The 24,291-nt window shown below is 71.1% G+C and carries 20 protein-coding genes; 19 read left to right on the top strand and 1 reads right to left on the bottom strand.

The genetic code is table 11. From position 1 onward, the window contains the following. Positions 1–76 precede the first annotated feature (76 nt). The 4 genes from DFR69_RS01700 to DFR69_RS01685 all read left to right on the top strand — a co-directional run bounded on the left by DFR69_RS01700 (position 77) and on the right by DFR69_RS01685 (position 3,853). Positions 77–601 (top strand): winged helix-turn-helix transcriptional regulator, encoded by a 525-nt coding sequence (locus DFR69_RS01700; protein WP_167456124.1) that lies wholly within the window; start codon positions 77–79, stop codon positions 599–601. A gap of 260 nt (positions 602–861) precedes the next feature. Then, on the top strand, positions 862–1,809 hold the full coding sequence (locus DFR69_RS01695; RefSeq protein WP_110036073.1) for a hypothetical protein: 948 nt from the start codon (positions 862–864) through the stop codon (positions 1,807–1,809). Between the two features lie 26 nt (positions 1,810–1,835). Next, positions 1,836–3,119 carry an adenylosuccinate synthetase gene (locus DFR69_RS01690; RefSeq protein WP_110035615.1) on the top strand — a complete coding sequence of 428 codons (1,284 nt, stop codon included), beginning with the start codon at positions 1,836–1,838 and terminating at the stop codon, positions 3,117–3,119. A 104-nt stretch (positions 3,120–3,223) separates the two neighbouring features. Continuing rightward, positions 3,224–3,853, top strand: coding sequence for an NUDIX hydrolase (locus DFR69_RS01685; RefSeq protein ID WP_110035614.1), 630 nt, complete (start codon positions 3,224–3,226; stop codon positions 3,851–3,853). On the opposite strand, the gene DFR69_RS01680 is transcribed toward DFR69_RS01685, so the two are convergent. Further along, a complete protein-coding gene (locus DFR69_RS01680; RefSeq protein ID WP_110035613.1) occupies positions 3,834–4,595 on the bottom strand; it encodes a metallophosphoesterase family protein in 762 nt (253 codons plus the stop codon). The genes DFR69_RS01685 and DFR69_RS01680 overlap by 20 nt on opposite strands. A 174-nt stretch (positions 4,596–4,769) precedes the next feature. Here DFR69_RS01680 and DFR69_RS01675 point away from each other — a divergent pair, with 174 nt between their 5' ends. The 15 genes from DFR69_RS01675 to DFR69_RS01605 all read left to right on the top strand — a co-directional run bounded on the left by DFR69_RS01675 (position 4,770) and on the right by DFR69_RS01605 (position 24,289). Then, positions 4,770–6,446: a fatty acyl-AMP ligase gene (locus DFR69_RS01675; protein WP_110035612.1), complete on the top strand. Its 1,677-nt coding sequence runs from the start codon at positions 4,770–4,772 to the stop codon at positions 6,444–6,446. Positions 6,447–6,473: 27 nt separating this feature from the next. Continuing rightward, a complete protein-coding gene (locus DFR69_RS01670; RefSeq protein WP_110035611.1) occupies positions 6,474–6,740 on the top strand; it encodes an acyl carrier protein in 267 nt (88 codons plus the stop codon). Continuing rightward, positions 6,737–11,086 (top strand): type I polyketide synthase, encoded by a 4,350-nt coding sequence (locus DFR69_RS01665; RefSeq protein WP_110035610.1) that lies wholly within the window; start codon positions 6,737–6,739, stop codon positions 11,084–11,086. Before DFR69_RS01670 ends, DFR69_RS01665 begins: the two co-directional genes overlap by 4 nt. A 129-nt stretch (positions 11,087–11,215) precedes the next feature. Beyond that, entirely contained in the window at positions 11,216–12,232 is a 1,017-nt protein-coding gene (locus tag DFR69_RS01660; RefSeq protein ID WP_110035609.1) for an alkaline phosphatase family protein, read from the top strand. Between the two features lie 162 nt (positions 12,233–12,394). Continuing rightward, positions 12,395–14,764, top strand: coding sequence for a RelA/SpoT family protein (locus DFR69_RS01655; protein ID WP_110035608.1), 2,370 nt, complete (start codon positions 12,395–12,397; stop codon positions 14,762–14,764). Positions 14,765–14,969: 205 nt separating this feature from the next. Further along, the gene (locus DFR69_RS01650) at positions 14,970–16,619 is read left to right on the top strand and encodes a cutinase family protein (protein ID WP_244198031.1); all 1,650 of its coding nucleotides are present in this window, start codon (positions 14,970–14,972) and stop codon (positions 16,617–16,619) included. A gap of 55 nt (positions 16,620–16,674) precedes the next feature. Beyond that, entirely contained in the window at positions 16,675–17,712 is a 1,038-nt protein-coding gene (locus DFR69_RS01645) for a DUF8176 domain-containing protein (protein WP_110035606.1), read from the top strand. A gap of 12 nt (positions 17,713–17,724) precedes the next feature. Next, a complete protein-coding gene (locus tag DFR69_RS01640; RefSeq protein ID WP_110035605.1) occupies positions 17,725–18,579 on the top strand; it encodes a MinD/ParA family ATP-binding protein in 855 nt (284 codons plus the stop codon). Next, complete coding sequence (locus DFR69_RS01635) at positions 18,576–19,220, top strand: hypothetical protein (RefSeq protein WP_110035604.1); 645 nt, start codon at positions 18,576–18,578, stop codon at positions 19,218–19,220. The genes DFR69_RS01640 and DFR69_RS01635 overlap by 4 nt, the downstream gene beginning before the upstream one ends. 94 nt (positions 19,221–19,314) lie before the next feature. Then, positions 19,315–19,611: a hypothetical protein gene (locus DFR69_RS01630; protein ID WP_022566424.1), complete on the top strand. Its 297-nt coding sequence runs from the start codon at positions 19,315–19,317 to the stop codon at positions 19,609–19,611. Then, positions 19,608–19,862, top strand: coding sequence for a hypothetical protein (locus DFR69_RS01625; RefSeq protein WP_110035603.1), 255 nt, complete (start codon positions 19,608–19,610; stop codon positions 19,860–19,862). The genes DFR69_RS01630 and DFR69_RS01625 overlap by 4 nt, the downstream gene beginning before the upstream one ends. Positions 19,863–19,873: 11 nt before the next feature. Beyond that, positions 19,874–20,470 carry a DUF8175 domain-containg protein gene (locus tag DFR69_RS01620; protein WP_110035602.1) on the top strand — a complete coding sequence of 199 codons (597 nt, stop codon included), beginning with the start codon at positions 19,874–19,876 and terminating at the stop codon, positions 20,468–20,470. Then, positions 20,467–21,282 carry a DUF8175 domain-containg protein gene (locus DFR69_RS01615; RefSeq protein ID WP_110035601.1) on the top strand — a complete coding sequence of 272 codons (816 nt, stop codon included), beginning with the start codon at positions 20,467–20,469 and terminating at the stop codon, positions 21,280–21,282. Before DFR69_RS01620 ends, DFR69_RS01615 begins: the two co-directional genes overlap by 4 nt. Before the next feature lie 59 nt (positions 21,283–21,341). Next, the gene (locus tag DFR69_RS01610; RefSeq protein WP_110035600.1) at positions 21,342–22,796 is read left to right on the top strand and encodes a hypothetical protein; all 1,455 of its coding nucleotides are present in this window, start codon (positions 21,342–21,344) and stop codon (positions 22,794–22,796) included. Beyond that, positions 22,793–24,289, top strand: coding sequence for an SCO6880 family protein (locus DFR69_RS01605; RefSeq protein WP_110035599.1), 1,497 nt, complete (start codon positions 22,793–22,795; stop codon positions 24,287–24,289). Before DFR69_RS01610 ends, DFR69_RS01605 begins: the two co-directional genes overlap by 4 nt. Positions 24,290–24,291: the final 2 nt, after the last annotated feature.

Below are 24,291 nucleotides of genomic sequence, written 5' to 3'. Positions count from 1 at the left end.
CCTCTCCCTCGAGTACAGCCGTCCCCACGACCGTAAACAGCTAGCTTGCAAAAAGCAATGGACTACGATGTCGGGTATGGCCAAGGTGGAACTCGCGGATATCGCGTGCTCGATCGCCCGCACGGTGGGCATCGTGGGGGAGCGGTGGACCCCGCTGATCCTGCGCGACCTGTTCGTGGGCATCACCCGCTTCGAGGACCTGCGCCGTGATCTCGGCATTGCCTCGAACGTCCTGGCGGACCGGCTTCGTACGCTGCGCGAGCATGACATCGTGGAAACCCGCGTCTATCAGGACAACCCGACCCGCACCGAGTACGTGCTCACCGAACGCGGCCGTGACCTCTACCCTGTCCTGGCCATGCTCGTGGCCTGGGGGGATCGCTGGCTCGCCACCCCGGACGGCCCACCCGTCACCGTCGTCCACCGCGACTGCGGCCACACCACGGAGGGTGTCGTCGTCTGCCGCCACTGTGCCGGCCCCCTCACCGCCGCCAACGTCACCTGGCACCCCGGCCCCGGCGGCCGCCCCGGCCCCGGCGCCTCCCTCGTCGGTGGATACCTGACACCCCTACCCGAGGCGCTGTCTCGGGACGCGGAGTGAGGTCAGTCCAGGAGGTCGGTGGCCCGGTTGACTTCGAGTGCCAGGCGGAGCCACTTCTGGAGTTGATCGAGGTCGTCGCAGCTCAGGATGCGATGCAGGAACATGCTGCCAAACCCCGCAGTCGCGGACCTCGGTGGGTACGGCGATGCCGCGGGCGTCGAGGACTGTCAGAACTGATTTGGCCTCGCCTCGCGCTCTTGACGTTCGTTGTTTTGGTTGAATAGACTAAAAGTACGACGAGTTGAGAGGGAGTGATTCTGGTGGGGTACGGGAATTGGGATGACAGGGCGTATCGGGCGGGGAAGACGTTTCGGGCGCGGGCGGGGGAGGACGACTTCGGGTATACCGCGCGGATGCGGGAGCGGGCGTATGACACCTGGTGTGCGCATCCGGCGCTGGATCCGTTCGGGGTGGGGGTTCGCGAGTGCCGGGATTCGGCGGAGCACGGGAACTCGCTGCCGGTGGCGGTGCTGTTCGACGTCACCGGGTCGATGGGGCGGGTGCCGCGGATCATGCAGGACAAGCTCGGGAAGCTGCACGGGCTGCTGAAAAGCAAAGGCTACGCGCAGGATCCGCAGGTGCTGTTCGGCGCGATCGGCGACGCCGACACCGACCGGGTGCCACTGCAGGTGGGGCAGTTCGAATCGGACAACCGGATGGACGAGCAGCTGCGCTCGATCCTGCTCGAGGGCGGCGGAGGCGGGCAGAAGTCCGAAAGCTACGAGCTGGCAGCCTATTTCATGGCCCAGCACGTCGCGACCGACGCGTGGGAGAAGCGGGGCAAGCGCGGCTATCTGTTCGTGATCGGCGACGAGCTGAACAAGCCGCGCCTGGCCGCCCGGCACATCAGGTCGGTCATCGGCGATCACGTGCGCCGCGATGTGTCGGTCGAGTCGATCTACCGGGAGCTGGCCGAACGCTGGCACGTCTACTACATCCTGCCGAATCAGTCTGCGTACTACCGCGATCCGGAGATCGCCGAGCACTGGGCGGGCCTGCTGGGCCAGAACTTCCTGAAGCTCGACGACCCCGGCGCGGTCTGCGAACTGATCGCGCTGACCATCGGGCTGGGCGAGGACCGCGTCGACGTCGACACCGGCCTGGCCGATCTGCGCGATGTCGGCTCGGTCGACGAGGCGGACGCGGTGGGCCGCGCGCTCGGGGCGAAGCCGGTCAGCAGCGTCCGCGCGCTGCCGCCCGGCAAGTGATCGATGAGAAGCGAAGGAGCACAGCCATGTTCGACAGGGAGCACCTGGTCGTCGTCGACCTCGGCTTCGGTGACGCGGGCAAGGGCGCGACGGTCGACTGGCTGTGCGCTCCCGAGGCCGATCTCGGGGTGGCGGCGGTCGTGCGGTTCAACGGCGGCGCGCAGGCCGCGCACAATGTCGTCGCCGACGGCCGGCACCACACCTTCGCCCAGTTCGGTGCGGGCACCTTCCACAGCGTGCCGACGCTGCTGTCGCGGCACATGCTGGTGGAGCCGATGTCGCTGGCCGCGGAGTCCGAGCGGCTCGCGGCGCTCGGCGTGCGCGATCCGCTGGGGCTGCTCACCGTCGACGGGCGGGCCCTGCTGACCACGCCGATCCACATCGCGGCCAACCGTGCCCGCGAGGACGCGAGGGGTTCCTCGCGGCACGGTTCCTGCGGCCGTGGCATCGGCGAAACCGCGTGGTACGCCCTGGCGCACGAGGCGCCGACGGTCGCCGACTGCCGCACGCCCGCCGTCCTGCGGGCCAAGCTGGACCGGCTGGCCGCGCACTACGAGGCGCTGATCGGGCCGAGCGCGCACCACTACGAACCGATCGAGGAGCTGGTGCGGATGTACCGCGACTTCGCCCGGGCGGTGCGGATCACCGAGGGCGGTGCGCTCGCGCGGGCGGCGGCGCGGGGCAGGCTCGTCTTCGAGGGCGCGCAGGGCGTGCTGCTCGACGAGTGGCGTGGGCTGCACCCGCACACGACCTGGTCGACGGTGGAACCCCGCAACGCCCGCGCCATGATCGCCGGAATCGGCGGTACCGCACGGGTTCTCGGTGTCACCCGCACCTACATGACCCGGCACGGCGCCGGTCCGCTGCCGACCGAAGCGCCGCTGGGCATTCCGGAACCGCACAACGGCGCCGGGCCCTACCAGGGCGCGTTCCGGCAGGGGCACCTCGATCCGATCCTGTTGCGCTACGCCGTCGAGGTGTGCGGCGGGATCGACGGGTTGGTGGTGAATCATCTCGACGTGAGCGGAAACGACTGTGCGGCAGCGGCATACGAGACGCGAGCGGGAAGGATCACCGAACTCGTCCCGGGCCGGTGGCGTGATCTCGAGCACCAGGAACGCCTCACCGGCCTGCTGTCGGCGGCGACCCCGGTGCTCGAACCCGTCGACGGTGATCCGGCGGACTGGCTCGCCCGCCGGCTCGGCGCGCCGGTCGTCCTCACCGGTCACGGACCGGAACGCCGGGATCGTGTGCCGCGCGGGCCGGTACTCGGCCCTGCCCCGGTGGCCGCGGGCGCGCGCACGGCGTGAACGCGGTCGCGTGCCCGACACCGTGTGCCGGAGGAGATCCGCGCGGCGGACCCATGGGATGGGAGGTTCCCATTCGGCGCGCGCATCCGGCAGGATGGCACGACGTGGAGCAATCCGTCGTATCGATCGATGTCGTCACGTTGCGGTGCTGGGAGGCCGACAGCGCGGTGCGCATCGGGATCGCCGCCCGCGAGTTCGAGCCGTTCACCGGTGAACTCGCCCTGCCCGGCGTGCTGCTCGGCCGGGGCGAACGGCTGGCCGACGCCGCGCGGCGGGCCGTGCACACCAAACTCGGTGTGCCGGTCGAGGCGATCGGCGCGGTCGGTCAGCTCGTCACCTTCGACGAGCCGCACCGCGATCCGCGCGGCCCGACGCTGTCCATCGCGATGTGGGCCGTGGTCGCCGAACACGAGGGCCCGGCCGACTGGGTCGAGTTCGACGCGGTGCCCCCGCTGGCCTTCGACCACAACCGCATCGTCGACACCAGCCGCGGCCTGCTCGCCGCGCTGCTGTGGAAGGACCAGAACCTGACGCGCGCCCTGGCCGGCGCCGAATTCCCCGCCACCCGCGCGGTCGACCTGAGTACCTCGCTGCACGGCGCCCGCCCCGATCCGGCCAACCTCAACCGGACGCTCGCGGCGATCCCGGGACTCGAGCGCACCGGCGAACGGCGACGGGTGAAGGCCACCGGCAGGCCCGCGGTCGTCTGGGCCTTCACGGACTCGGCGGCCTGACACGACGTGCGTCCACCGCGAGGTCGTAGACCGCGTAGGTGCGGCGCAGTACCGGGTAGGAGACATTGCGGACGGGGACACCGCCCTCGGTGCGTCCGCACTCGCTGCCCGCGTGCGCGTGGCCGTGCAGGGCGAGGGTGGCGCGGCCGGCGTCGATCGCCTCGCCCAGGGCATGACAGCCCAATCCGGGATAGATGGACTCGCGCTCACCCGCGAGTGTCTCGACCACGGGGGCGAAATGGGTCAGTGCGACCCGGGTGGCGCAGTCCAGGCCGTCCAGCGCCTGCCGCAGACGCCGCGCGTCCACCGGACCCCGGCGCATCCGGGCCCGATGCTCGGCCGACCCCCGCTCCGGATCGCCGGGATGCCCAGGGAATCCGCCCGAGCCGCCCATCACACCGGCGATCCCGATCCGGTGCCCGCACAGCGTCAGGACCGTCGAATCACCGTCGAGGACAACGACTCCGGTGTCGGTAAGGCGTCGCGTGATGAACTCGCCGCGGTTCTCGTCGTGGTCGTGATTGCCGAGGACGGCGACCACCGGAACGGGGAGATCGGCGAGTTCGGCGCACAGCAGCTCGGTGTTGGCCACGGTGCCGCCCTCGGTGAGATCGCCGGCGAGCAGCAGCAGGTCGGCGTGCCGGTCGAGGTCGAGGAAGCCGGGCCGGAACTTTCCGGCGACGGCGGGTCGCAGGTGCAGATCGGCGGTGGCGGCGAGACGGAGCGAAGCGGTGGTCCCCACCCGCCAAGGAGGCCACAGCGGCCCGCGGCTGTCAACGCGATTGCCGGTCCACCACAGGGGGTGGGCGGACCCACCCTGAGGGTTCGACAGCCCGGCCCTGAGGGCACTTCCGGGCCGCCGCGGGGGCGCGCAGAGTAATAGCCAGCCCCGAAGAACCCGCCGCGGAAGGACGCCATGCAGGCCAGCTACGTACACCACGTCCGGCAGCAGTTCGAGCGCTACGGGGACGATCGCCGCTACGTCTACCTGCGGGAATCCGGCCGCGAGCTGGTCGAGGACGCCGTCACCTACCGCGCGCTCGACCGCGACGCCCGCGCGTTCGCCCAGTGGTTGTCGCAGCGCCCCGAGGCCACGCGCCCGGTCGTGCTGCTCTACCTGGACGGCATGGCCTTCCTGCGCGCTTTCCTCGGTTGCCTCTACGCCGGCGTCGTCGCGGTTCCCGCGCCGCTGCCGCACGAGGAGCGGGCCGCGCACCGGGTGCGTGGCATCGTCGCCGACTCCGGCGCCGAGCTCGTGCTCACCACCGCCGACTTCGCCGCACTCGTCGAGACCGCCACCACCGCGACCGTGGTCGCGACCGACCAGCCGCTCGGCGACGCCGACGCCTGGCGGCTGCCCGACCTGGACCCGGGCACGATCGCGTTCCTGCAGTACACCTCGGGGTCCACCGGGACGCCCAAGGGCGTCGTCGTCACGCACCGCAATCTGCTGCACAACGAGGCGGCGATCGCCGCGCGGGGGATCACCGCCGACTCGACGGGCGTCAGCTGGATTCCGCAGTTCCACGACATGGGCCTGATCGGCATGCTGCTGGGCGCCGCCTACGCGGGCGCGAACCTGGTGTTCATGGCGCCGACGACGTTCATCAAGCGCCCGGTGCGCTGGCTGCAGGCCATCGACCGTTACCGCGCGACCTACACCGCCGCCCCCGACTTCGCCTACGACCTGATCCTGCGCCGGGTCGACGACGAGCAACTCGCCGCGCTCGACCTGAGCAGCCTGGAAGCCGCGCTGAGCGGCGCCGAGCCGGTGCGGGCTCGCACGATCGAGGCCGTCCTCGCGCGGTTCGCGCCCGCCGGGCTGCGGCCCACCGCGTTCCTGCCCGCCTACGGCCTGGCCGAGGTGACCCTGCTGGCCGCTTCCACGCGGATCGGGTCGACCCCGGCGTACTACGACCGGGCGGGCGACGCGCCGTTGGTCAGCTGCGGTCACGCGGCCGACGGCATCGAGATCCGGATCGTCGATCCCGCGACCGGCGCCGAACTTCCGGACGGCGCGACCGGCGAGATCTGGGTGCGCGGGGACAGCGTCGCCGCCGGGTATTGGAACCGGCCTGCCGAGACCCGCGCGGTCTTCGACGCCCACCTCGGTGCTGACGGGCCGTACCTGCGGACCGGTGATCTCGGCCTGCTGCGCGGCGGCGAGCTGTTCGTCGCGGGCAGGCTCAAGGACCTGCTGATCGTCAACGGCCGCAACATCCATCCCGCCGATGTCGAGGAACTCGTCCAGGATCTGCACCCCGCCCTCGCGGGCAACGCGGGCGCGGTGGTCTCGGTCGACGTGCGCGGCCGCGAGCGCCTGGTCGTGATGCAGGGCGCGCGCCCGGAACTGCTCGGCGACAGCACCCTCGCCGACCTGAGCGCGACCATCAAGCGCGCGGTGGCCCGCGGATTCGACGTTCCCGCACCGAACGTCGTGCTCCTCGCCGCCCGCTCGGCTCGCGCGGTGCATCGCACCACCAGCGGCAAGGTTCAGCGCGGCTCGATGCGCGCGGCCTTCCTCGCGCACGGCCTCGAACGGGTGCTGCACGAGGACCTCGAACCGGCGCTCGACCGCGCGCTGACCGTCTGATCGCCTCGAATCATCCAGGAGCCCAGCATGTTCCGCACCACCGCACACCCCCCGTCGACCATCCAGGACTGGCTCGTGGAGCGTGTCGCCGACTACACCGACCGCGCCACGCACCAGGTGGATCCGTCCGTGCCGCTGGCCGAACTCGGCATGGACTCCGTCTCGGCGGTGTCCCTGTGCGGCGAGATCGAGGACCGCTGGTACGTGGAGATCGACCCGACGCTGGTCTTCGACTACCCGACCATCGTCGCGATCGCCGGCTTCCTCGCCGACGAGTTCGCGGTCGCGGCATGACCGACATCGCGATCGTCGGCATGGACTGCCGCTTTCCCCAGGCGGCCGATCCCGCGGCGCTGTGGCAGTTGCTGCTCGACGGCCGCGACGCGATCTCGACGGTCCCGGCGAACCGCTGGCACGCCGAGGACTTCCACGATCCGGCGGGTGGGCCGGGCACCATCAACACCCACCGCGGCGGATTCATCGCCGACGCCGACGCCTTCGACCACGAGTTCTTCGGCATCACCCCGCACGAGGCCGAGACGATGGACCCGCAGCAGCGGCTGTTGCTGCAGGCGAGCTGGCGCGCGTTCGAGGACGCCACCCTCGATCCCCGGGCCCAATCCGGTTCGCGCACCGGCGTGTACATCGGCGTGATGGCCAACGAATGGGCCAACCTGCGGATGTCGGACTACGCGGCGATCACCCCGCAGCACGGCTCGGGCAACGGCTACTTCATGACGGCCAACCGGCTGTCTTATCAGCTGGATCTGCGCGGACCGAGCCTGGCGGTCGATACGGCCTGCTCGTCGTCGCTGGTCGCGGTCCATCTCGCCTGTGCCGCACTGGCTTCCGGCGAGTGTGAGCAGGCACTCGCCGGTGGCGTGAACCTCGTGCTCACGCCCGCGGTCGGGGTGTTCTACACCCAGGCCGGACTCTCGGCGCCCGACGCGCGCTGCAAACCCTTCAGCGCCGACGCCGACGGGATCGTGCGCGGCGAGGGCGTGGCGGTACTGGTGCTGCGCCGCCTGGCCGACGCTCAGTCGGAAGGGTTGCCGATCTACGCGGTGATCAAGGGCAGCGCCGTGAACTCCGACGGGCGCAGCAACGGCATCACCGCGCCGAGCCGATGGGCCCAGCAGCAGGTGATCGCCGAGGCGTCGCGCCGGGCGGGCGTCGAGGCCGGGGCGGTGGACTTCCTCGAGGCGCACGGCACCGGGACCGTCCTCGGCGACATGATCGAGGTCAAGGCTCTGGGCGCGCTGCACGGGCGCGACCGCGCGCGGCCCTGCGGAATCGGTTCCATCAAAGGCAATCTCGGCCATACCGAAGGCGCGGCGGGGGTCGCCGGACTCATCAAGGTCGCGCTGAGCCTGCACCACGGCGTCGTCGCGCCGACCCGATTCGCCGACCGGGAGAATCCGCGCCTGCAGCTGGCCCGGCACGGACTGCGCCTGCTCGCCGAGCCGATGCCGCTGGCGGGGCCCGCGGTGGCCGGGGTCAGCGGCTTCGGCATCGGTGGCACCAACGCGCACCTCGTGCTGGCCAGTGCCCCGGTCGACGAGGCGTCGGCGCCGGGTGGCGGCGGGGTGCTCACGCTGTCGGCCGACAGCGCGAAAGGTCTGGAGCGCAATGCCGTTCGCTTCGCGGCAGCACTGCGGTCGATGCCGGCGGATCGGTTCGCACAGGTGTGCTGGACGAGCAATCGGGTCAAGTCGACCGGTCGTCATCGGCTCGCGATCGTCGCCGCCGACCGCGACGCGGCGCTCGCTCGCCTGCGCGCCGGCGCGGAAACGGGTGTGGCGGGGCAGGTTCGGGTCGGTTGGCTGTTCACCGGGCAGGGTTCGCAGTTCGCGGGGATGGCCAGGCGCCTCGACGCGGACAGCGGCGCGTTCCGGCGCGCGCTGCGCACCGTCGACGCCGCGATGGCGGGCCCGCTCGGCCGTTCGGTACGGGCGCTGCTGCTCGACGACACCGCCCACGTCGACCGCACCGAACTCGCGCAACCGGCCGTCTTCGCCATGGAATACGCCCTGGCGCAGGCACTCGCCGACGCCGGCGTGCGCCCCGCCTGGGTGCTCGGCCACAGCATCGGCGAGTTCACTGCCGCGGTGGTGGCGGGTGTGCTCGACCTCGCCGACGCCTGCCGGCTGGTCGTCGCCCGTGGCCGCGCGATGCAGCGGTTGCCCGAGGGCGGCGGGATGCTGGCGGTCCGCGCGCCGCGCGATCGCGTCGCCGATCTCCTCGCCGGGGAACCCGAGATCGCCGTGGCCGCCGAGAACGGGCCGCGGGATCTGGTGCTCGCCGGCGCCTCGTCCGCGCTGGGCCGGATCAGGACCGCGCTCGGTGAGCGCGCGGTGATCTCCAAGCCGCTGACCGTGTCACACGCCTTCCACAGTCCGCTGATGACGCCCATGCTGGCGGAATTCGCGGTCGTCGCCGCCGAATGCGACTATCGGGCACCCGCGCTGCCGGTCTATTCGACCGTGCGGGGAAGGCGCCTCGCGGCGGAGGAGACGATGGACGCCGAGTACTGGGTCGAACACGTCGGCGCCACTGTCCTTTTCGGTGACGCGCTGGCCGCGGCCGTCGCCACCGACCCCACCCACCTCGTCGAGATCGGCCCGCGGCGCATGCTCACCCCGCTGGTCGGGCGCGACCTGCTGCCGCGCTGCCTGGCGCCCAGCCCCGGACCCACCGCGACCGGCCGCGAACTCGCCGAGACCGTCGCCGCGCTGTACCGCGACGGCCTCGATCCCGACTGGGATCACCTCTACGAGCCCGCGCAGCGCGTGCGCCGCCGGCTGCCGGGCTACGACTTCTCGACCGAACATCGCTTCTGGATCGAACCCACCACCCTCACCCCACCCGCCACCCCGGCCGAGGACACCACCATGGACCAGATGATCGCGCTCTTCCGCGAACAGAACGCGCTGCTGGCGAGCCTGGCCGCGGGCGCCACGACCGAGGCGTCGGCCGTCCCCGCTCCCGTCGCCCCGGCGCGGAGCGCAGCGACCCCGGGGCAGCGGGGGACCGGGGCCACTGCCACCGACATCGCGCCGGGCGGCGCCCTGGACGGCCCCGCCGCCGCCGACGTCGTTCGCGCGGAATGCGGACGGGTCAGCGGATATTCCGTCGAGCGGCTGCGCGACACCGAAACTCTCACCGGCGCACTCGGATTCGACTCCATGATGCTGGCCGATCTGTTCGGCGGGCTGATGCGCAAGCTTCCCGGCGTGCGGATCGACCCGTCGTGGCCGAGCGCCGCGACGACGCTGGGTGACGTCGTCGCGTACGTCACCGCGCAGGTAGCCGGCGAACCCGGTGAGGGCCAGCGCATTTCCGCGACCTTGCCGGCCACCGCCGGACACGTCGTGCCCGAACCGGCTGCCGGCATCGCCGCGACACGCCGCGCACCGTCCGAACCGGAGGCCGGCGCCGTCACCCCGGAGTACCGGATCGCCGACTTCCCGGAGGTGCGGGCGATCGAGGACCGCCTCACCGGCGCGGCCGCGCTGGGCCTGGACAATCCGTACTTCCTGGTCAACGACGGCGTCACCCGCGACACCTCGATGATCGACGGCGTCCCGGTGCTGAACTTCTCCAGCTACAACTATCTCGGCCTCTCCGGTCACCCGGCCGTCGTCGCGGCCGTGCAGGACGCCGTCGCCCGCTACGGCAGCTCCTGCTCGGCCAGCCGGGTGCTCTCCGGCGAGAAGCCGGTGCATCGGGAACTCGAGGCCGAACTCGCGGCGCTGCTCGGCACCGAGGACGCCATCGCGCTGGTCGGCGGCCATTCCACCAACGTCACCATCATCGGGCACCTCGTCGGCCCCGACGACCTGGTGATCCACGACAGTCTCGCGCACGACAGCATCCTGCAGGGCTGTGTGCTCTCGGGCGCCACGCGACGGCCGTTCCCACACAACGACCACGCTGCCCTGGACCGGCTGCTCGACGAACTCCGCCCCCGCTACCGCCGGGTCCTGATCCTCATCGAGGGCGTCTACAGCCAGGACGGCGACATCCCCGACCTGCCCGCGATCATCGAGATCAAGAAGCGGCACCGGGCGCTGCTCATGATCGACGAGGCGCACAGCATCGGCGTGCTCGGCGCGCACGGCGGCGGCATCGGCGAGCACTTCGGCGTGGACCGCGGCGATGTCGAACTCTGGTCGGGCACCATGTCGAAGGCGCTGGCAGGCTGCGGGGGATACGTCGCGGGCAGCGCGGAGCTGATCCGCTTCCTGAAATACACCACGCCGGGATTCGTCTACAGCGTCGGCATGACACCGATGAACGCCGCCGCCTCCGCCGCGGCGATCCGGCAACTGCGCGCCGACCCGACCCCGCTGCGGCGGCTGCGCGACAACGCGCGACTGTTCCTGCGCCTGGCCCGGGCGGCGGGCATCGACACCGGCGACAGCGCCGACACTCCCATCATCCCGTGCATCGTCGGCGACTCGCTGCGCACGATGCGGCTGTCGAACACGCTGCTGCGCCGGGGCGTCAACGTCAATCCGATCATCTATCCGGCGGTGCCCGAGGACCTCGCGCGACTGCGCTTCTTCGTCACCGCCTGCCACACCGAGGCGCAGATCCGCGAGACCGTCGCCGTGCTCGCCGAGGAACTCGCCGCGTGACGACGCGACGCAAGGCGCCGTTGGCCTCTCGTTCAGGCGGACGACCGGGGCGCGCGGAGCCGATGAAACGTCGATGAACACGGCCGCGCGCGCCCGGCGGGTCGAGCGCGCGCGGCGCATGGTGAGGACATGCGCGAGCTGTCGGCCCCCGCGAAGGTCCTGGTGGCCGCGGCCACCGCCCTGCTGACCATTCCACTGCTGTGCTCGGCGGCGGGCTCCGACACCGCCTTCGACGACCCCGTTGCGCCCGTCGTCGGCGCCGCCGCGTTCGGGGTGCCCCTGGCGGGCAGGCCCGGCGCGGTCGCGAAGGTCGTCGTCATCGGGATCGACGGCCTGCTCTACGACAAGGCCGCTCACACCCAGGCCCCGCGCCTGCGTCACCTCGCCGCCCAGGGCCTGCTCTCGCGCGGGCACATCGACGGCCACCTCACGATCTCCGGGCCCTCCTGGGCGAGCGTGCTCACCGGGGTGTGGGACACCGCGCACGGCATCACCGACAACACCTTCGACGCGCGCCCGTTCCTGGCCCATCCCAGTGTCTTCACCCGGATCGAACGCGCCGACCCCGCCCGGCACACCGTGTCCATCGGCACCTGGCACCAGATCGCGACCATCGCCGCCAGCGGTGAGCGGCGCGCCGACCTCGCCCTCACCACCGCGCCGGACCCCCGCGACACCGACGAGTCGCGCACCGACGCCGCCACCGCGACCGAGGTCGTCACCGCCATCGACCGCACCGGGCCCGACCTGGTGTTCACCCACCTCGACCAGATCGACCTGGCCGGACACCGGCACGGCGCGGCCTCGCGCGCCTACCTCGCGGCCATCCGCCGCACCGACGAGCTGGTCGGGCGGATCGTGGCGGCCGTCGACCGGCGCGCCGCCGCGCACCCGGACGAACAGTGGACCGTGCTCGTCACCACCGACCACGGCCACCTGCCCACCGGCGGACACGGCGGCCAGCGGCCCGAGGAGACCGCGAACTTCGTCATCGCCCGTGGTGCGGACTTCACCCCCGGCACCACGACCGGCGCGCACACCCTCGTCGACATCACCCCGACCGTGCTCGATCTGCTGGGCGTGGCGGCGGGACCGCTGGACGGGCACAGCCTGCGCACCCCGCCCGCGCCCGCCGACGAACGCTGACGATCCGCAGGTCGGCGGCCGATTTCCGGTCGCGTCCCGACCGTCTCACGCTTGTGACCGCGGGGAATCGAACACCAGGTCGGTGCGGGGACTAAAGTTGGTGGTCCGGGCGGTTGCAGCACTCGGCCGACGTGGTCCGAATGCAGCGTGAGAGGCGGTGGCATGACTCGACAACTCGGCGAGGCGAAGGTTGGGCAGGAGTCCACCGGAGCCCCGCGGACCAACGGCACCCCGGCGACCCCCGAGCCACCCAAGCAATCCCCGACCGCGTCGGTGCCGAGTTCGGCCTCGCGGCGCGTGCGCGCCCGCCTCGCCCGCCGGATGACCGGTCAGCGCGGCATCGCGGCGGTCAAGCCGGTGCTCGAACCGCTGGCCACCGTGCACCGCGAGCTGTACCCGAAGGCGAATCTGGCGCTGCTGCAGCGCGCCTTCGACGTCGCCGATGAGCGCCACGCCAAGCAGTTCCGCAAGTCCGGCGACCCGTACATCACGCACCCGCTGGCCGTGGCCAACATCCTCGCCGAGCTCGGCATGGACACGACCACGCTGGTCGCGGCGCTGCTGCACGACACCGTCGAGGACACCGGCTACTCGCTCGACCAGCTCAAGGAGGAGTTCGGGCAGGAGGTCGCGCACCTCGTCGACGGCGTCACCAAGCTCGACAAGGTCAATCTGGGCGCGGCCGCCGAGGCCGAGACGATCCGCAAGATGATCATCGCGATGGCCCGCGATCCGCGCGTGCTGGTGATCAAGGTCGCCGACCGGCTGCACAACATGCGCACCATGCGCTTCCTGCCGCCGGAGAAGCAGGCCAAGAAGGCCAAGGAGACCCTCGAGGTGATCGCGCCGCTGGCGCACCGCCTCGGCATGGCCACCGTCAAATGGGAGCTCGAGGACCTCGCGTTCGCGATCCTGCACCCCAAGAAGTACGACGAGATCGTGCGCCTGGTCGCCGACCGCGCGCCCTCGCGCGACACCTACCTGGCGAAGGTGCGCGCCGAGATCGTCAACACGCTGGCCGCGTCGCGGATCAACGCCGTCGTCGAGGGCAGGCCCAAGCACTACTGGTCGATCTACCAGAAGATGATCGTCAAGGGCAAGGACTTCGACGACATCCACGACCTGGTCGGCATGCGCATCCTGTGCGAGGAGGTCCGCGACTGCTACGCCGCCGTCGGTGTCGTGCACTCGCTGTGGCAGCCGATGGCGGGCCGGTTCAAGGATTACATCGCCCAGCCGCGCTACGGCGTCTACCAGTCGCTGCACACCACCGTCGTCGGGCCGGACGGCAAGCCGCTCGAGGTGCAGATCCGCACCCACGACATGCACCGCACCGCGGAGTTCGGCATCGCGGCGCACTGGCGCTACAAGGAGACCAAGGGCAAGCACTCCGGGGACGCCGCCGAGGTCGACGACATGGCCTGGATGCGGCAGCTGCTCGACTGGCAGCGGGAGGCCGCCGACCCGGCCGAGTTCCTGGAATCGCTGCGCTTCGACCTCAAGTCACCGGAGATCTTCGTGTTCACGCCCAAGGGCGATGTGATCACGCTGCCGCAGAAGTCCACGCCGGTCGACTTCGCCTACGCGGTGCACACCGAGGTGGGGCACAAGTGCATCGGCGCCAGGGTCAACGGGCGGCTCGTCGCGCTGGAACGCCAGCTCGAGAACGGCGAGGTCGTGGAGGTCTTCACCTCCAAGGCGCAGAACGCGGGACCGAGCCGGGACTGGCAGAACTTCGTCGTCTCGCCACGCGCGAAGGCCAAGATTCGCCAGTGGTTTGCCAAGGAGCGGCGCGAGGAAGCCCTCGAAAGCGGCAAGGAGCAGATCTCCAAGGAGGTGCGCCGGGTCGGGCTGCCGCTGCAGCGGCTGATGAGCGTCGACGCCATGACCGCGGTCGCGCACGAACTGCACTACTCCGACATCTCCGCGCTCTACACCGCCGTCGGCGAACACCAGGTCTCGGCCCATCACGTGGTGCAGCGGCTCATGGCCCAGCTCGGCGGCATCGGTGACGTCGAGAACGAGCTGGCCGAGCGGTCGACGCCGTCCACCACGCCGGCCAGGCAGCGGGTCACCGGTGACGCGGGCGTGCTCATTCCCGGTGCGCCGGGGACCGTGGCCAAGCTGGCCAAATGCTGCACGCCGGTGCCGGGCGACGAGATCATGGGTTTCGTCACCCGCGGCGGCGCGGTGAGCGTGCACCGCACCGACTGCACCAATGCCGGGTCGCTGCAGGCGCAGTCGGAGCGGATCATCGAGGTGGAGTGGGCGCCCTCGCCGTCCTCGGTGTTCCTGGTCGCCATCCAGATCGAGGCGCTCGACCGCACCCGCCTGCTCTCCGACGTGACCAAGGTGCTCGCCGACGAGAAGGTCAACATCCTCTCGGCGTCGGTGGCCACCCACGGCGACCGCGTCGCGATCAGCAAGTTCACCTTCGAGATGGGTGATCCCAAGCATCTGGGGCACCTGCTCAACGTCGTGCGCAATGTCGAAGGCGTGTACGACGTCTACCGGGTCACCTCCGCGGCCTGACCCACGTTCACCGGCCCGGGCACCAGCGAATGTGCCCGGGCCGCTTCGTGTCATCGCGCGGCATCACTTCGCCAGGAAGTTGCTGGCTCTCAGCGGGTTTGCTGGGGCAGTGAAAGGGCCAGTTAGGGCAGCGGTTCGATAGGCCGGAATCTGTTACGGTTTAGTGCGTTTCAACGCTCCACTGGTCAGCCTGAAATGGACTGTGATGCGGATCGATATGGCTCGGTGCTCGGCACGGCTCGCGGGGACGATGATCGCGTCCACCGTCGCCTTCGCGTCCGTATCGACAGGTGTCGCCCACGCGGACGAGAAGTCGACCGACGCGCCGTCCACGCACGTTTCGATCTCGGCGTGTCCCGCACTGTACGCCTTGGGGATTCAGGGCACGGGAGAATCGTCTCCCGACGCGGCGACCAGTACCGACACCGGCATGCTGTCCACGGTGTTCCGCCCGATGCTGGCCGCGGCCGCCGATCCGGGCCTGGTCGACCGCGCCTACGTGCCCTACGAGGCGGGTTTCGGCGGCGCCGTCCCCGGTGGGGTGGTGCCCTACAGCGAATCCGTCGCGGGCGGGCTCGAACGTCTGCGGTCGATGGCGACCCAGGTGATCGAGCGCTGCCCGCAGTCACGGATCGGTGTGGTCGGCTATTCGCAAGGCGCCCACGTTGCCTCGCTGTTCGCCCAGGAGGTCGGCGCGAACCAGGGCGCGGTGCCCGCCGACAAGGTCGCCGCGGTCGCCCTGTTCGCCGACCCGACCCGTGGCGCGAACGCCCCGCTCTTCCCCGGCGCGCCCGACCGCACCGCCCCGATCGCCGCGCCGGGCACCTCCGGTGACGCCCTCGACGACATCGCCGCCGTCCGCCAGGCGCCCGCACCCGGCGGCGGGCTGGGTAACCAGACCGAGCAACCCGCCGACTTCGGCACGCTCACGGGCCGGGTCGCGAGCTTCTGCGCCACAGGCGATCTCGCGTGCGACGCGCCGCAGGGCGCACCGCTGCTGCGCGCGGTGACCAACCTGGTGAGCCAGGTGAAACTCTCCGGCGGTGATCCAATCGGCTCGCTGGTCTCGATCGCGCAGGCGCTGGCCTTCACCTCCATCAAGACCGCGACGACGGTGGTGAACGAGGACATCTCCGGCAGCACGCTCGCCGATGTGTCGCTCTCGCCGAAGAAGTCGATCTCCGAGCGTCTCGCCGACGCGGCCGACCCGCGCAGCACGCTCGACGTCAACGGCGCGCTGCAGGCGCTGCTGAAGGTCGGCATGATCGGGCTCAACGCGGTGCACACCGTGGTCAAGAGCGTGCTCAACCCGGCGAGCATCGCCGAATTGGCCACGGCCACATTGTCGAACCCGCTGGTCGGGCTCACTGTGCTCGGTACCAAGCTGGCCGGCGCCGTCCCGCAGCTGGTGCCGCCGACCACCGGTGTGCGGCTGGTCAACGAGGCGTTCACGGCCGTCACCCAGAACATCACCGACAACCAGGAACTCCTGGACGTCTCCACCTGGGTGCGCTATTGGGACACCACCCAGCGCCACGACGCGTACTCCCGCATGGGCGTGGGCGCCGACGGCGCGACCCCGACCAGGTACGTGGCCGACTGGTTCGCCGCCCTGGCCCGCGACGCGGCGGGCACCTCGGGCAGCGGCGCGGTGCCGCTCGGTGGCTCGGACCAGCGCGGTGGCGGAATCTTCACTTCCCCGACCGGCGCGTCTACGACACCCGAACCCTCCGGTGGGGGACAATTTCCGTTCGGGACAGGAGCCGATGGCGCCTCATCCGGCGGCGCGTCGACTCCGCCTGCCGCGTTACCCGGAACCACCGCTCCCACCACCCGCCCGTTCTCTGTGAACTGATCACCGAGAGGTCTGACATGCGAATCCTTGTGCCCGGCGTCGCGGAAAGGGGGAAATGTTGAAGTCGTACAACGAACTGTCGCGCTGGTATTCGGCGCTCGAACCCGAGACCGACGCAGCCGACCCTGCGCGCCAGGCCACCGCCGAGGCGGCGGGCGAGGACGACGGTCCCGACCGATATTCGCAGCGCCCCGAGCGCGCCCCGTCCGCCGCACCGGCCGCCGAGCTCCCCGAGCCGGCGCCGGAGATCGTGGCGGGCGGTCCGCCGGAGCAGAAGATCGCCCTCGATCCCCGTGCCTTCGCGGACGCCGAGCCGCTCCACCCGGCCGCGCCCGCGTACCCCGGCGAATTCGAGCAGGCGCCCGAACCGGCGCCGGCGCCGCCCGCCGAACTGGCCGCGCGCCGCAGTGAATTCACCGGCGGCTGGTCGGACTGGGTCGCCGAACCGGCGCCGGGCCCCGACGACGACTACGACGCCGAGCTGGTCCAGTTCCCCTGGCCCGACGCCGCCGACGACGACTACGACGAGGCCAGGGTGCTCGAGCCCTCGGGCGCGCTGCGCGACAACCGCAGGGCTCAACGGGCCTGGATCGTGCTCGCGGTATCGGTGCTCGTGCTCGTCCTCGCCGCCACCGGGGTGTTCTTCCTGCTGTTCGGCCGCGACACCGCCAAGCACGCGGCGCCGCTGCACTTCACCGCGGGCAACCTGACGGCCGACACCCCGGGCGCGTGCCCCACCGAACGCACCGAGACGGTGCTGCGCAGCAACGAGGCGGGCGGCACCGCGTCCGGCCCCGACGCCGTGCTCGCCTTCCAGCACGCCTACTACGTCGCTCGCTCCGGCGAGCTGGCCAGGTCGGTCGTCACTCCCGACGCCGCGGTCTCGCCCGCCGCCGTGATCCAGCGCGGCATCGATTCCATCCCGATGGGGACCACCCACTGCGTGCGGATCACCACGGTCGCCGAGAACCGGTACACCGTGGAGGTGACCGAGTTCCGGCCCGCCGGGGCGCCGGCCACGTACACCAAGCAGTCGGTGCGGACCGCGCAGGTCGGCGATCGCACGCTCATCACGGGCATCGCGGCAGGGTAAGGAGCAGAGGCGATGACAGACGACTGGAGCCGATGGCTCGACGACGCCCCCGAGGGGGAGTCGTGGGGCGAGGGGGCGGGTGATCCGGCGCCGGTCGTGCGGCTGCGGCGCAAGAACCGCGACCGCGCGGGCGGTGGACACCGACCGATCCTGGTGGTCGGCGGGTGCGGCGGCGCGGGCACCACCACCACGGCGCTCGGGCTGGCCGCCGAGCTGGTCACCGAGGGCGCGGCGACGGTGGCGGTCGACGCCACCGCGGCGGGCAGCGATCTCGCGCTGCGCGGGGCCGACAAGCACCTGCACCCGGTGAACCTGCAGTCCTGGGTCTACGGGCGCGGCGACGACGAACCGGCGCCGCTCGAGGAATGCCTGTCGCGCTCGACCTCCGGGTTCGGGCTGCTCTGGCGCGATGCCACGCCGCTGCGCAGGCGCGCGACATATCTCACTGTCGCCAGGGCTTTGGACGCCGGGGGGTACACCGCGGTCTACGACGGCGGCAACCCGATTGCCGGACGGCAACTGCGTCCCCTGCTCGACGACGCCGACATCGCGCTGGTGCTGGCGATTCCGGCCAGGGTCGACGCGGCCAACCGCCTGCGGGTGACGCTGGAATGGCTCGACGACCACTACGGCGACGACGGCGCCGGCGTCGTCGCCGACACCACCATCGTTGTCTCGCACCAGTATTCGCACGACGACTCGCGCGTTGCCGAGCATTTGCGCGAGCATCTGTCCGGCTGGGTGCGCGAGGTCGTGGAGATCCCCTACGATCCGCATCTGGCCCGCGGTGAGCTGGTTCGGCACGCCGAGCTGGCCGAGACCACGCGTGCGGCATATGGGCGGTTGCTCGCCGGGGTGGCATCATGACGGCCGCTATGAATCTTCGTCGTCGTCGTGAACCGGCGCCCGCCGGTATCGGGGTCGTCGCGCCGCCGGAATCGTTGCGCGCGCCGATCTGGGAACGTCCGGTGCCCGGGGTGGGCCGGGCGCCGCTGGTGTGGCTGCTCGGGGTGCACGGCGGTTCCGGCGCCACCACCCTCGCGCATGTGCTCGCCCCCGCTGCCGACGCCCGTGGCCGCTGGCCCGGCGTGTTCGAGCGCGAATCCCCCTATGTCGTCCTGGTCGCGCGCGAGACCATCTCCGGTCTCACCCGCGCGCACGATCTGCTGCGCCAGCACCACGCCGGGCTCGCAGGCCCGTCGCTGGTGCTCGGCCTGATCACGGTCGCGGCGCGGCCGGGACGGGTGCCGCCGGAGATCCGGCGGTACCGGGACGTGGTCGGCTCGCTGGCCGGACACGTCTGGCAGGTGCCGTGGATCGAGGAATGGACCCTGGTGGAGTCGGAGGCGTTGCCGGTGTGGTCACCGGGCGACGAGATCGCGCCGCGCAAACGCCGGGTCGATCCGCTCGACGAGGTGCCCGCCGAGATCGGCGAGCTCGGTACCGATCTGGTCGCCGCCATCCGTGCGAGTATCGATACGTCCGCGCCGGGGGAGGGTCGATCATGACCGCCGGGCGCTCGGGCCGCCGGTGGTGTACAAACGTGTGTCGGCGTCGAAGTGTTTGTGGCACAACACCTTTACAGTGGGAGAAAGGCACCCGATGAGCATGATCCTCCTCGCCGTGCAGGACACGTACGGCACTGTCCTGGCCCAGGTGGGTAATCCGACACCGGAAGCTCCTCCCGGCTCGGAGAAGATCCTGCAGCTGGTGCGGTACCTCACCTGGTTCGTGCTGCTGTCGGGCATCTGCGGCATCACCTACGCCGGCGGCAAGTTCGCCTGGGAGCGCTGGACCGGCGGCGGCCTCGAGTCGCCGAAGATGGTCGCGGGCGCCATGATCGGTGGCGTCGTGGCGACCAGCGCGGGCACCATCATGAACGCGGTCATCGGTACGTGATCACTGTGCTCGCCTACAAGCAGATCCCGGCCGACGTGCTGGCGCCGATGATGCAGCTGCTCAACTGGCTGCTCTGGTTCGTCCTGCTGTCGTGCCTGGCCTGGATGATCCTGTCCGCGGGCCGGTTGTGGATCGCGTTCCGTTCCGATCTGGCCGTCAACGACGCCTCGCACGGTGTGCTGATGAGCCTGATCGGCGCCGCGGTGGCCAGTACCGCGTCCGGCATCGCGCTGGCGTTCCTGCCGGCGTGAGGAGTGGTGCCATGACGCGCCCGGTCGCGGTCGGTATCGCGCTGCTGGCCGCGGCGGTGGGCTGCGGCCGGGGCGGCGAGACCGGCCCCGACCTGTCCGCCACGCCGACCGGGGTGCGGTGGCAGGACTACCAGGGCATCCCGCTGCCGCGCACCGAACAGGGTCCGGCCAGCGAGACAGGCGGCGCCGCAACGGGTTTCGAGCATTCCCCGCGCGGGGCCGGACTGGCCGCCCTGACCCACACCATCCGGTTGTCGGTGGCGCCCGACAACCAGTGGGCGGCGGTGGTCAACCAGGAACTGGTGCCGGGCCCGGCCAGGGACGAGTGGGCGATCAACCGGGTGCAGCTGTCCATCACCGGGCCGGCCGCGCCCGAGTACGCGCCGAGATTGTTGGGTTACAAAATCACGGAATATCGTGACGAACAGTCCAGGGTAGAGGTGTACACGGAGTATTCGGACCGCTCGCGGGCGGTCAACCACACCACGGTGAGCTGGTACGGCGGGGACTGGCGACTGCGGTTACCCGATCCGCTGTCCACCGACCGACCCGTCGACGCCATCGACGAATTACCCACCGACATCGTGACATTGGAGGCACCGAGGTGAGCGAGAAGGAGCCGGGCGCGCGCGACCGCGCTTCCTTCGGCATGATCGCCTCGGGTGCCCTGCTCGCCCTGATCCTGGTCGTCGGCGCGGTCGTCTACTTCACCAGCGGCGGCGACGCGGCCACCGACGCCGCCCCGCCGCCCGCGCAGGCCGCAGGCGGAACGGGTTTCGCCGATCCGGAGATCGATGTGCTCGGCCGCCGGGTCGACATCCCGAACAATCCGGCGGGCCAGCCGCTCGAGCAGGTGCCGGGAACCCAGCGCACGCCCGTGGATTCGGACTGGCTCACCGCCGCGCCGGTGGGCACCAACCGACCGCACGGCTGGCAGCGGGTCTACGGCGCCTCGGTGCCGTTCTCCACCTCCGACGGGCCGACCAGGATCCAGAACGGAATGGCCGTCGGCTACGCGCGGACCCCGCAGGGCGCCGCGCTGGCCGCGGCCCAGATCACCTACCGGCTCAACGCGCGGCCCGCCGACCGCGCGCTGTACGTCACGCAGGTGCGGGCCAGCACCGCGCAGCTGGCGGCCTACGATTCGGCGCTGTCGAGCGACCGGCTGCCGGAACAACAGCCGGAGAAGGTGACCCGCTACTTCGTGGCTTCCGACGCGTTCAAGATCGATGACTACGCCGACGACATGGCGATCGTGCGACTCGCCTCCCGCGGCCCGGTGATCGACGGTAAGCAGTTGTACGCCGCCATGCGGATGATCGTGGTGTGGGACGACGGGGACTGGCGGCTCAAGCCGTCGACCACGACCAACACCCAGACCGAATACGTGGAATCGCTGGCGGGGTGGACGAAATGGTGAGCATCGGTGTACAGCACAGCCCGGATCGATTCCCTGCGGACCATCGAGGGGTGCCAACAATGCTGAGGCGGATCGTCACTATTTTCGCGGTGATCTTCACCGTGATGCTCGCGACGCCGACCGTGGCCTACGGCCAGCAGTACGGCTTCGACCAAGCGTGCAACGAACTGCACGACACGCTCGACAGCGTCGCCATTCCCGGTGTCTCCCTCGGTGACGCGGCCTCGGCGGTGTGCAAGGCGGGCAACGCCGCCACGCACCCCGGCGACGCGGCGACCGCGGTGAAGGACAAGGCATGGGACTCCACCTTCGGCAAGGTGGTCGACTCGCTGATGAAGGGCCTCGGCGAGGCGCTGATCCTGGCGTTGACCTTCTGGATGAAGGTGCCCAACGAGGCGGTGAGCGATTCGGGCGCCCTGTTCACCAAGATCAACGACTACACGTATCAGATCCAGATGCTGTTGTTGATCGCCTCGGTGATCATCACCGGCGGCAGATTGGCCGAGGCCAGACGCGGGGCGGCCGTCAGCGAGGCCGCCGAGTCGTTCCGCCTGTTCGCCCGCGTGGTGTTCAGCTCGTGGATGCTCGGCGCGGTGATCGTCGCGGGCACGCGCGCCTCGGACAAGTTCTCCGAGTGGATCATCCAGGACGCCACCGGCGGCAATGCCAAGAACATGGCCGAGCTGATGGTGAAAACCAGTAAGTTGCAGGCCTTCTCGCCGGGTCTGGTGCTGATCATCGCGATCGTCGGCCTGCTCGGCGCGCTCGCCCAGATCGTGCTCGCCATCGTGCGGCAGGGCCTGCTCGTGGTGGCCGCCGGCGTGCTGCCGCTGGCCGCGGCCGCGTCGGCGACCGGGACCGGAAAGCAGTCCTACCAGAAGCTGATCGGCTGGATCATCGCCTTCATGCTGTTCAAACCCGTCGCGGCGATCGTGTACATGATCGCGTTCACCACCGCGGGCCACGTCGACGAGACCACCACCTCGGGCGGTCTGCCGGAAGGCGAACAGGCCCAGCGGATGCTGGTGGCGCTGGTGCTGCTGTGCAGCGTCGCGTTCGTGCTGCCCGCGCTGATGCGCCTGGTCGCGCCCGCCGTCGCCACGGTCGGCACCGGTGGCTCCGGTCTGATGGTGGCCGGTGGCACCGCGGTCGGCGCGATGGCGCTCGGCGCGATCGGTACGAAAGCGGTGGCCTCGCGACCGGCCGCGGCGCCCGGTTCGGCGGGCTACTTCGGCAGCGCGGCGGGCGGTACCCGGCCCGGCGGTGCGGGCGGCACCGCGGGCGGACGATCGCCGCGCGGCCCCGCGCCCACGCCGCCACCCCGGGGTGGCGGTGGCGCGGCGGCGCCGCAGCCCACGTCCGGTTCGGTGCCCTCGGGGGCCGCGCGCGGCGTGGTCGCCGCCAGGGCCGCGGCGGGCAGCGCCCAGCGCGCCGACCAGTCGGCGGGCGACCTCGCCGGTGACCGCTGGGCGAATCGTTCACCCGACCTCGGCAGGAGCACGATTCCGCGATGACGACCACCTCGACCGACACCTACGAGCGGCGCTCGTACGGGCTGTGGCAGAAGCCGCGCAGCGCGGGCCTCTTCGGCCTGCGCTGGGAAGAGACCGTGATCGGTTTCGTCGTGGTGATCGCGGCCCTGATCAGCGCCATGGTCGGTGGGTTCAAGTGGGGCTTCGTCGTCGGCGGCCTCGGCGCGCTGGTGATGGTGCCCCTGGTGTGGCGGACGGGGGGCCGTTCGGGCTATGAGACGGGACTGATGATGTTCAACTGGATGCGCTCGCGCAAGAACGGCGAGCACGTGTACCGCGGCGGCCGGTTCTCCCGGATCCCGGGCGGTGTCACCAAGCTGCCCGGTCTGCTCGCGCCCTCGAAGCTCTATGAGGGCATCGATGCGGGCGGCTACCACTTCGGGATGATCCACCTGCCCGCGTTCGCGCAGTACACGGTGGTGCTGCGGGCCTGGCCGCAGGGTCACGAGGCGGTCGACCAGCCGGTCATCGACCGCTGGGTCGCCGCGTGGGGCACCTTCCTCGCCTCGGTCGGCCAGACCAGCGACATCGTCGCGGTGGTACCGGTGATCGACACCGTGCCCGAGACCGGCAACCGCCTGCTCAACGAGGTCTCCACGATCACCCGTCCGGAGGCGCCCGACCTGGCCCAGCAGGTGATGTACGAGCTGGCCACCGAACTGCCGCAGGAGCGGGTGCAACTGCTGCCGCGCGTGGCGATCACGTTCAAGGCCACCACCGCGGAGCGCCGCAAGAACCCGGCCGAGGAGGCCGTGGAGATCGGGCGCAGGCTGCCCGGCATCTGCGCCGCGCTGGCCGAGGCGGGCGTGCGCGCGCAGCCGATGTCGGCCGAGGAGGTCATCTCCTTCATCCGGCGCAGCTACGACCCCGCCGCACAGGCCGACCTCGAGGTCGCCGCGGCCGATCCGGGCGGGCACGGCCTCGGCTGGGACGACGCCGGTCCGGTCTCGCACGACGAGAAATGGGACCACCTCATCCACGACGGTGGCCGCTCGGTCACCTGGGAGATGGACGCGGCGCCCGAGGGCGCGGTCGACGAGCGGGTGCTGCAGCGGCTGCTCGCGCCGAATCCCGAAGTGCCGCGCAAGCGCATCGCGATCGTCTACCGGCCGCACTCGGCCGCCGACGCCGCGGAGATCGTCGACGACGACTTCAAGAACGCGCTCGTCGCGCAGCAGAGCGAACGCGGTGTGGTCTCGGCCGCCGCGACACTGCGGGTCGGCGCGACCCAGCAGGCTCGTGAGGAACAGGCCCGCGGACACGGCGTCACCCGCTTCGGCGCGCTGGTGACGATCACCGAGCCGCTGCGCGGTGACCTGCCGCGCATCGAGGCCATCACCCGCGACCTCTCGACGCAGGCCCGGCTCAAGATCCGGCGCTGCTACCGCTACCAGGCCGCGGCGTTCGCGGCCTCGCTGGGTTGCGGCGTCATCCTGCCCGAGCACGCGACCATTCCGAAGGCATTGGCGGGGTGAGG

Source organism: Nocardia neocaledoniensis (assembly GCF_003182135.1).
In the GTDB taxonomy this organism is placed as follows: domain Bacteria; phylum Actinomycetota; class Actinomycetes; order Mycobacteriales; family Mycobacteriaceae; genus Nocardia; species Nocardia neocaledoniensis.
This window is presented reverse-complemented; position numbering and strand designations above follow the sequence as displayed.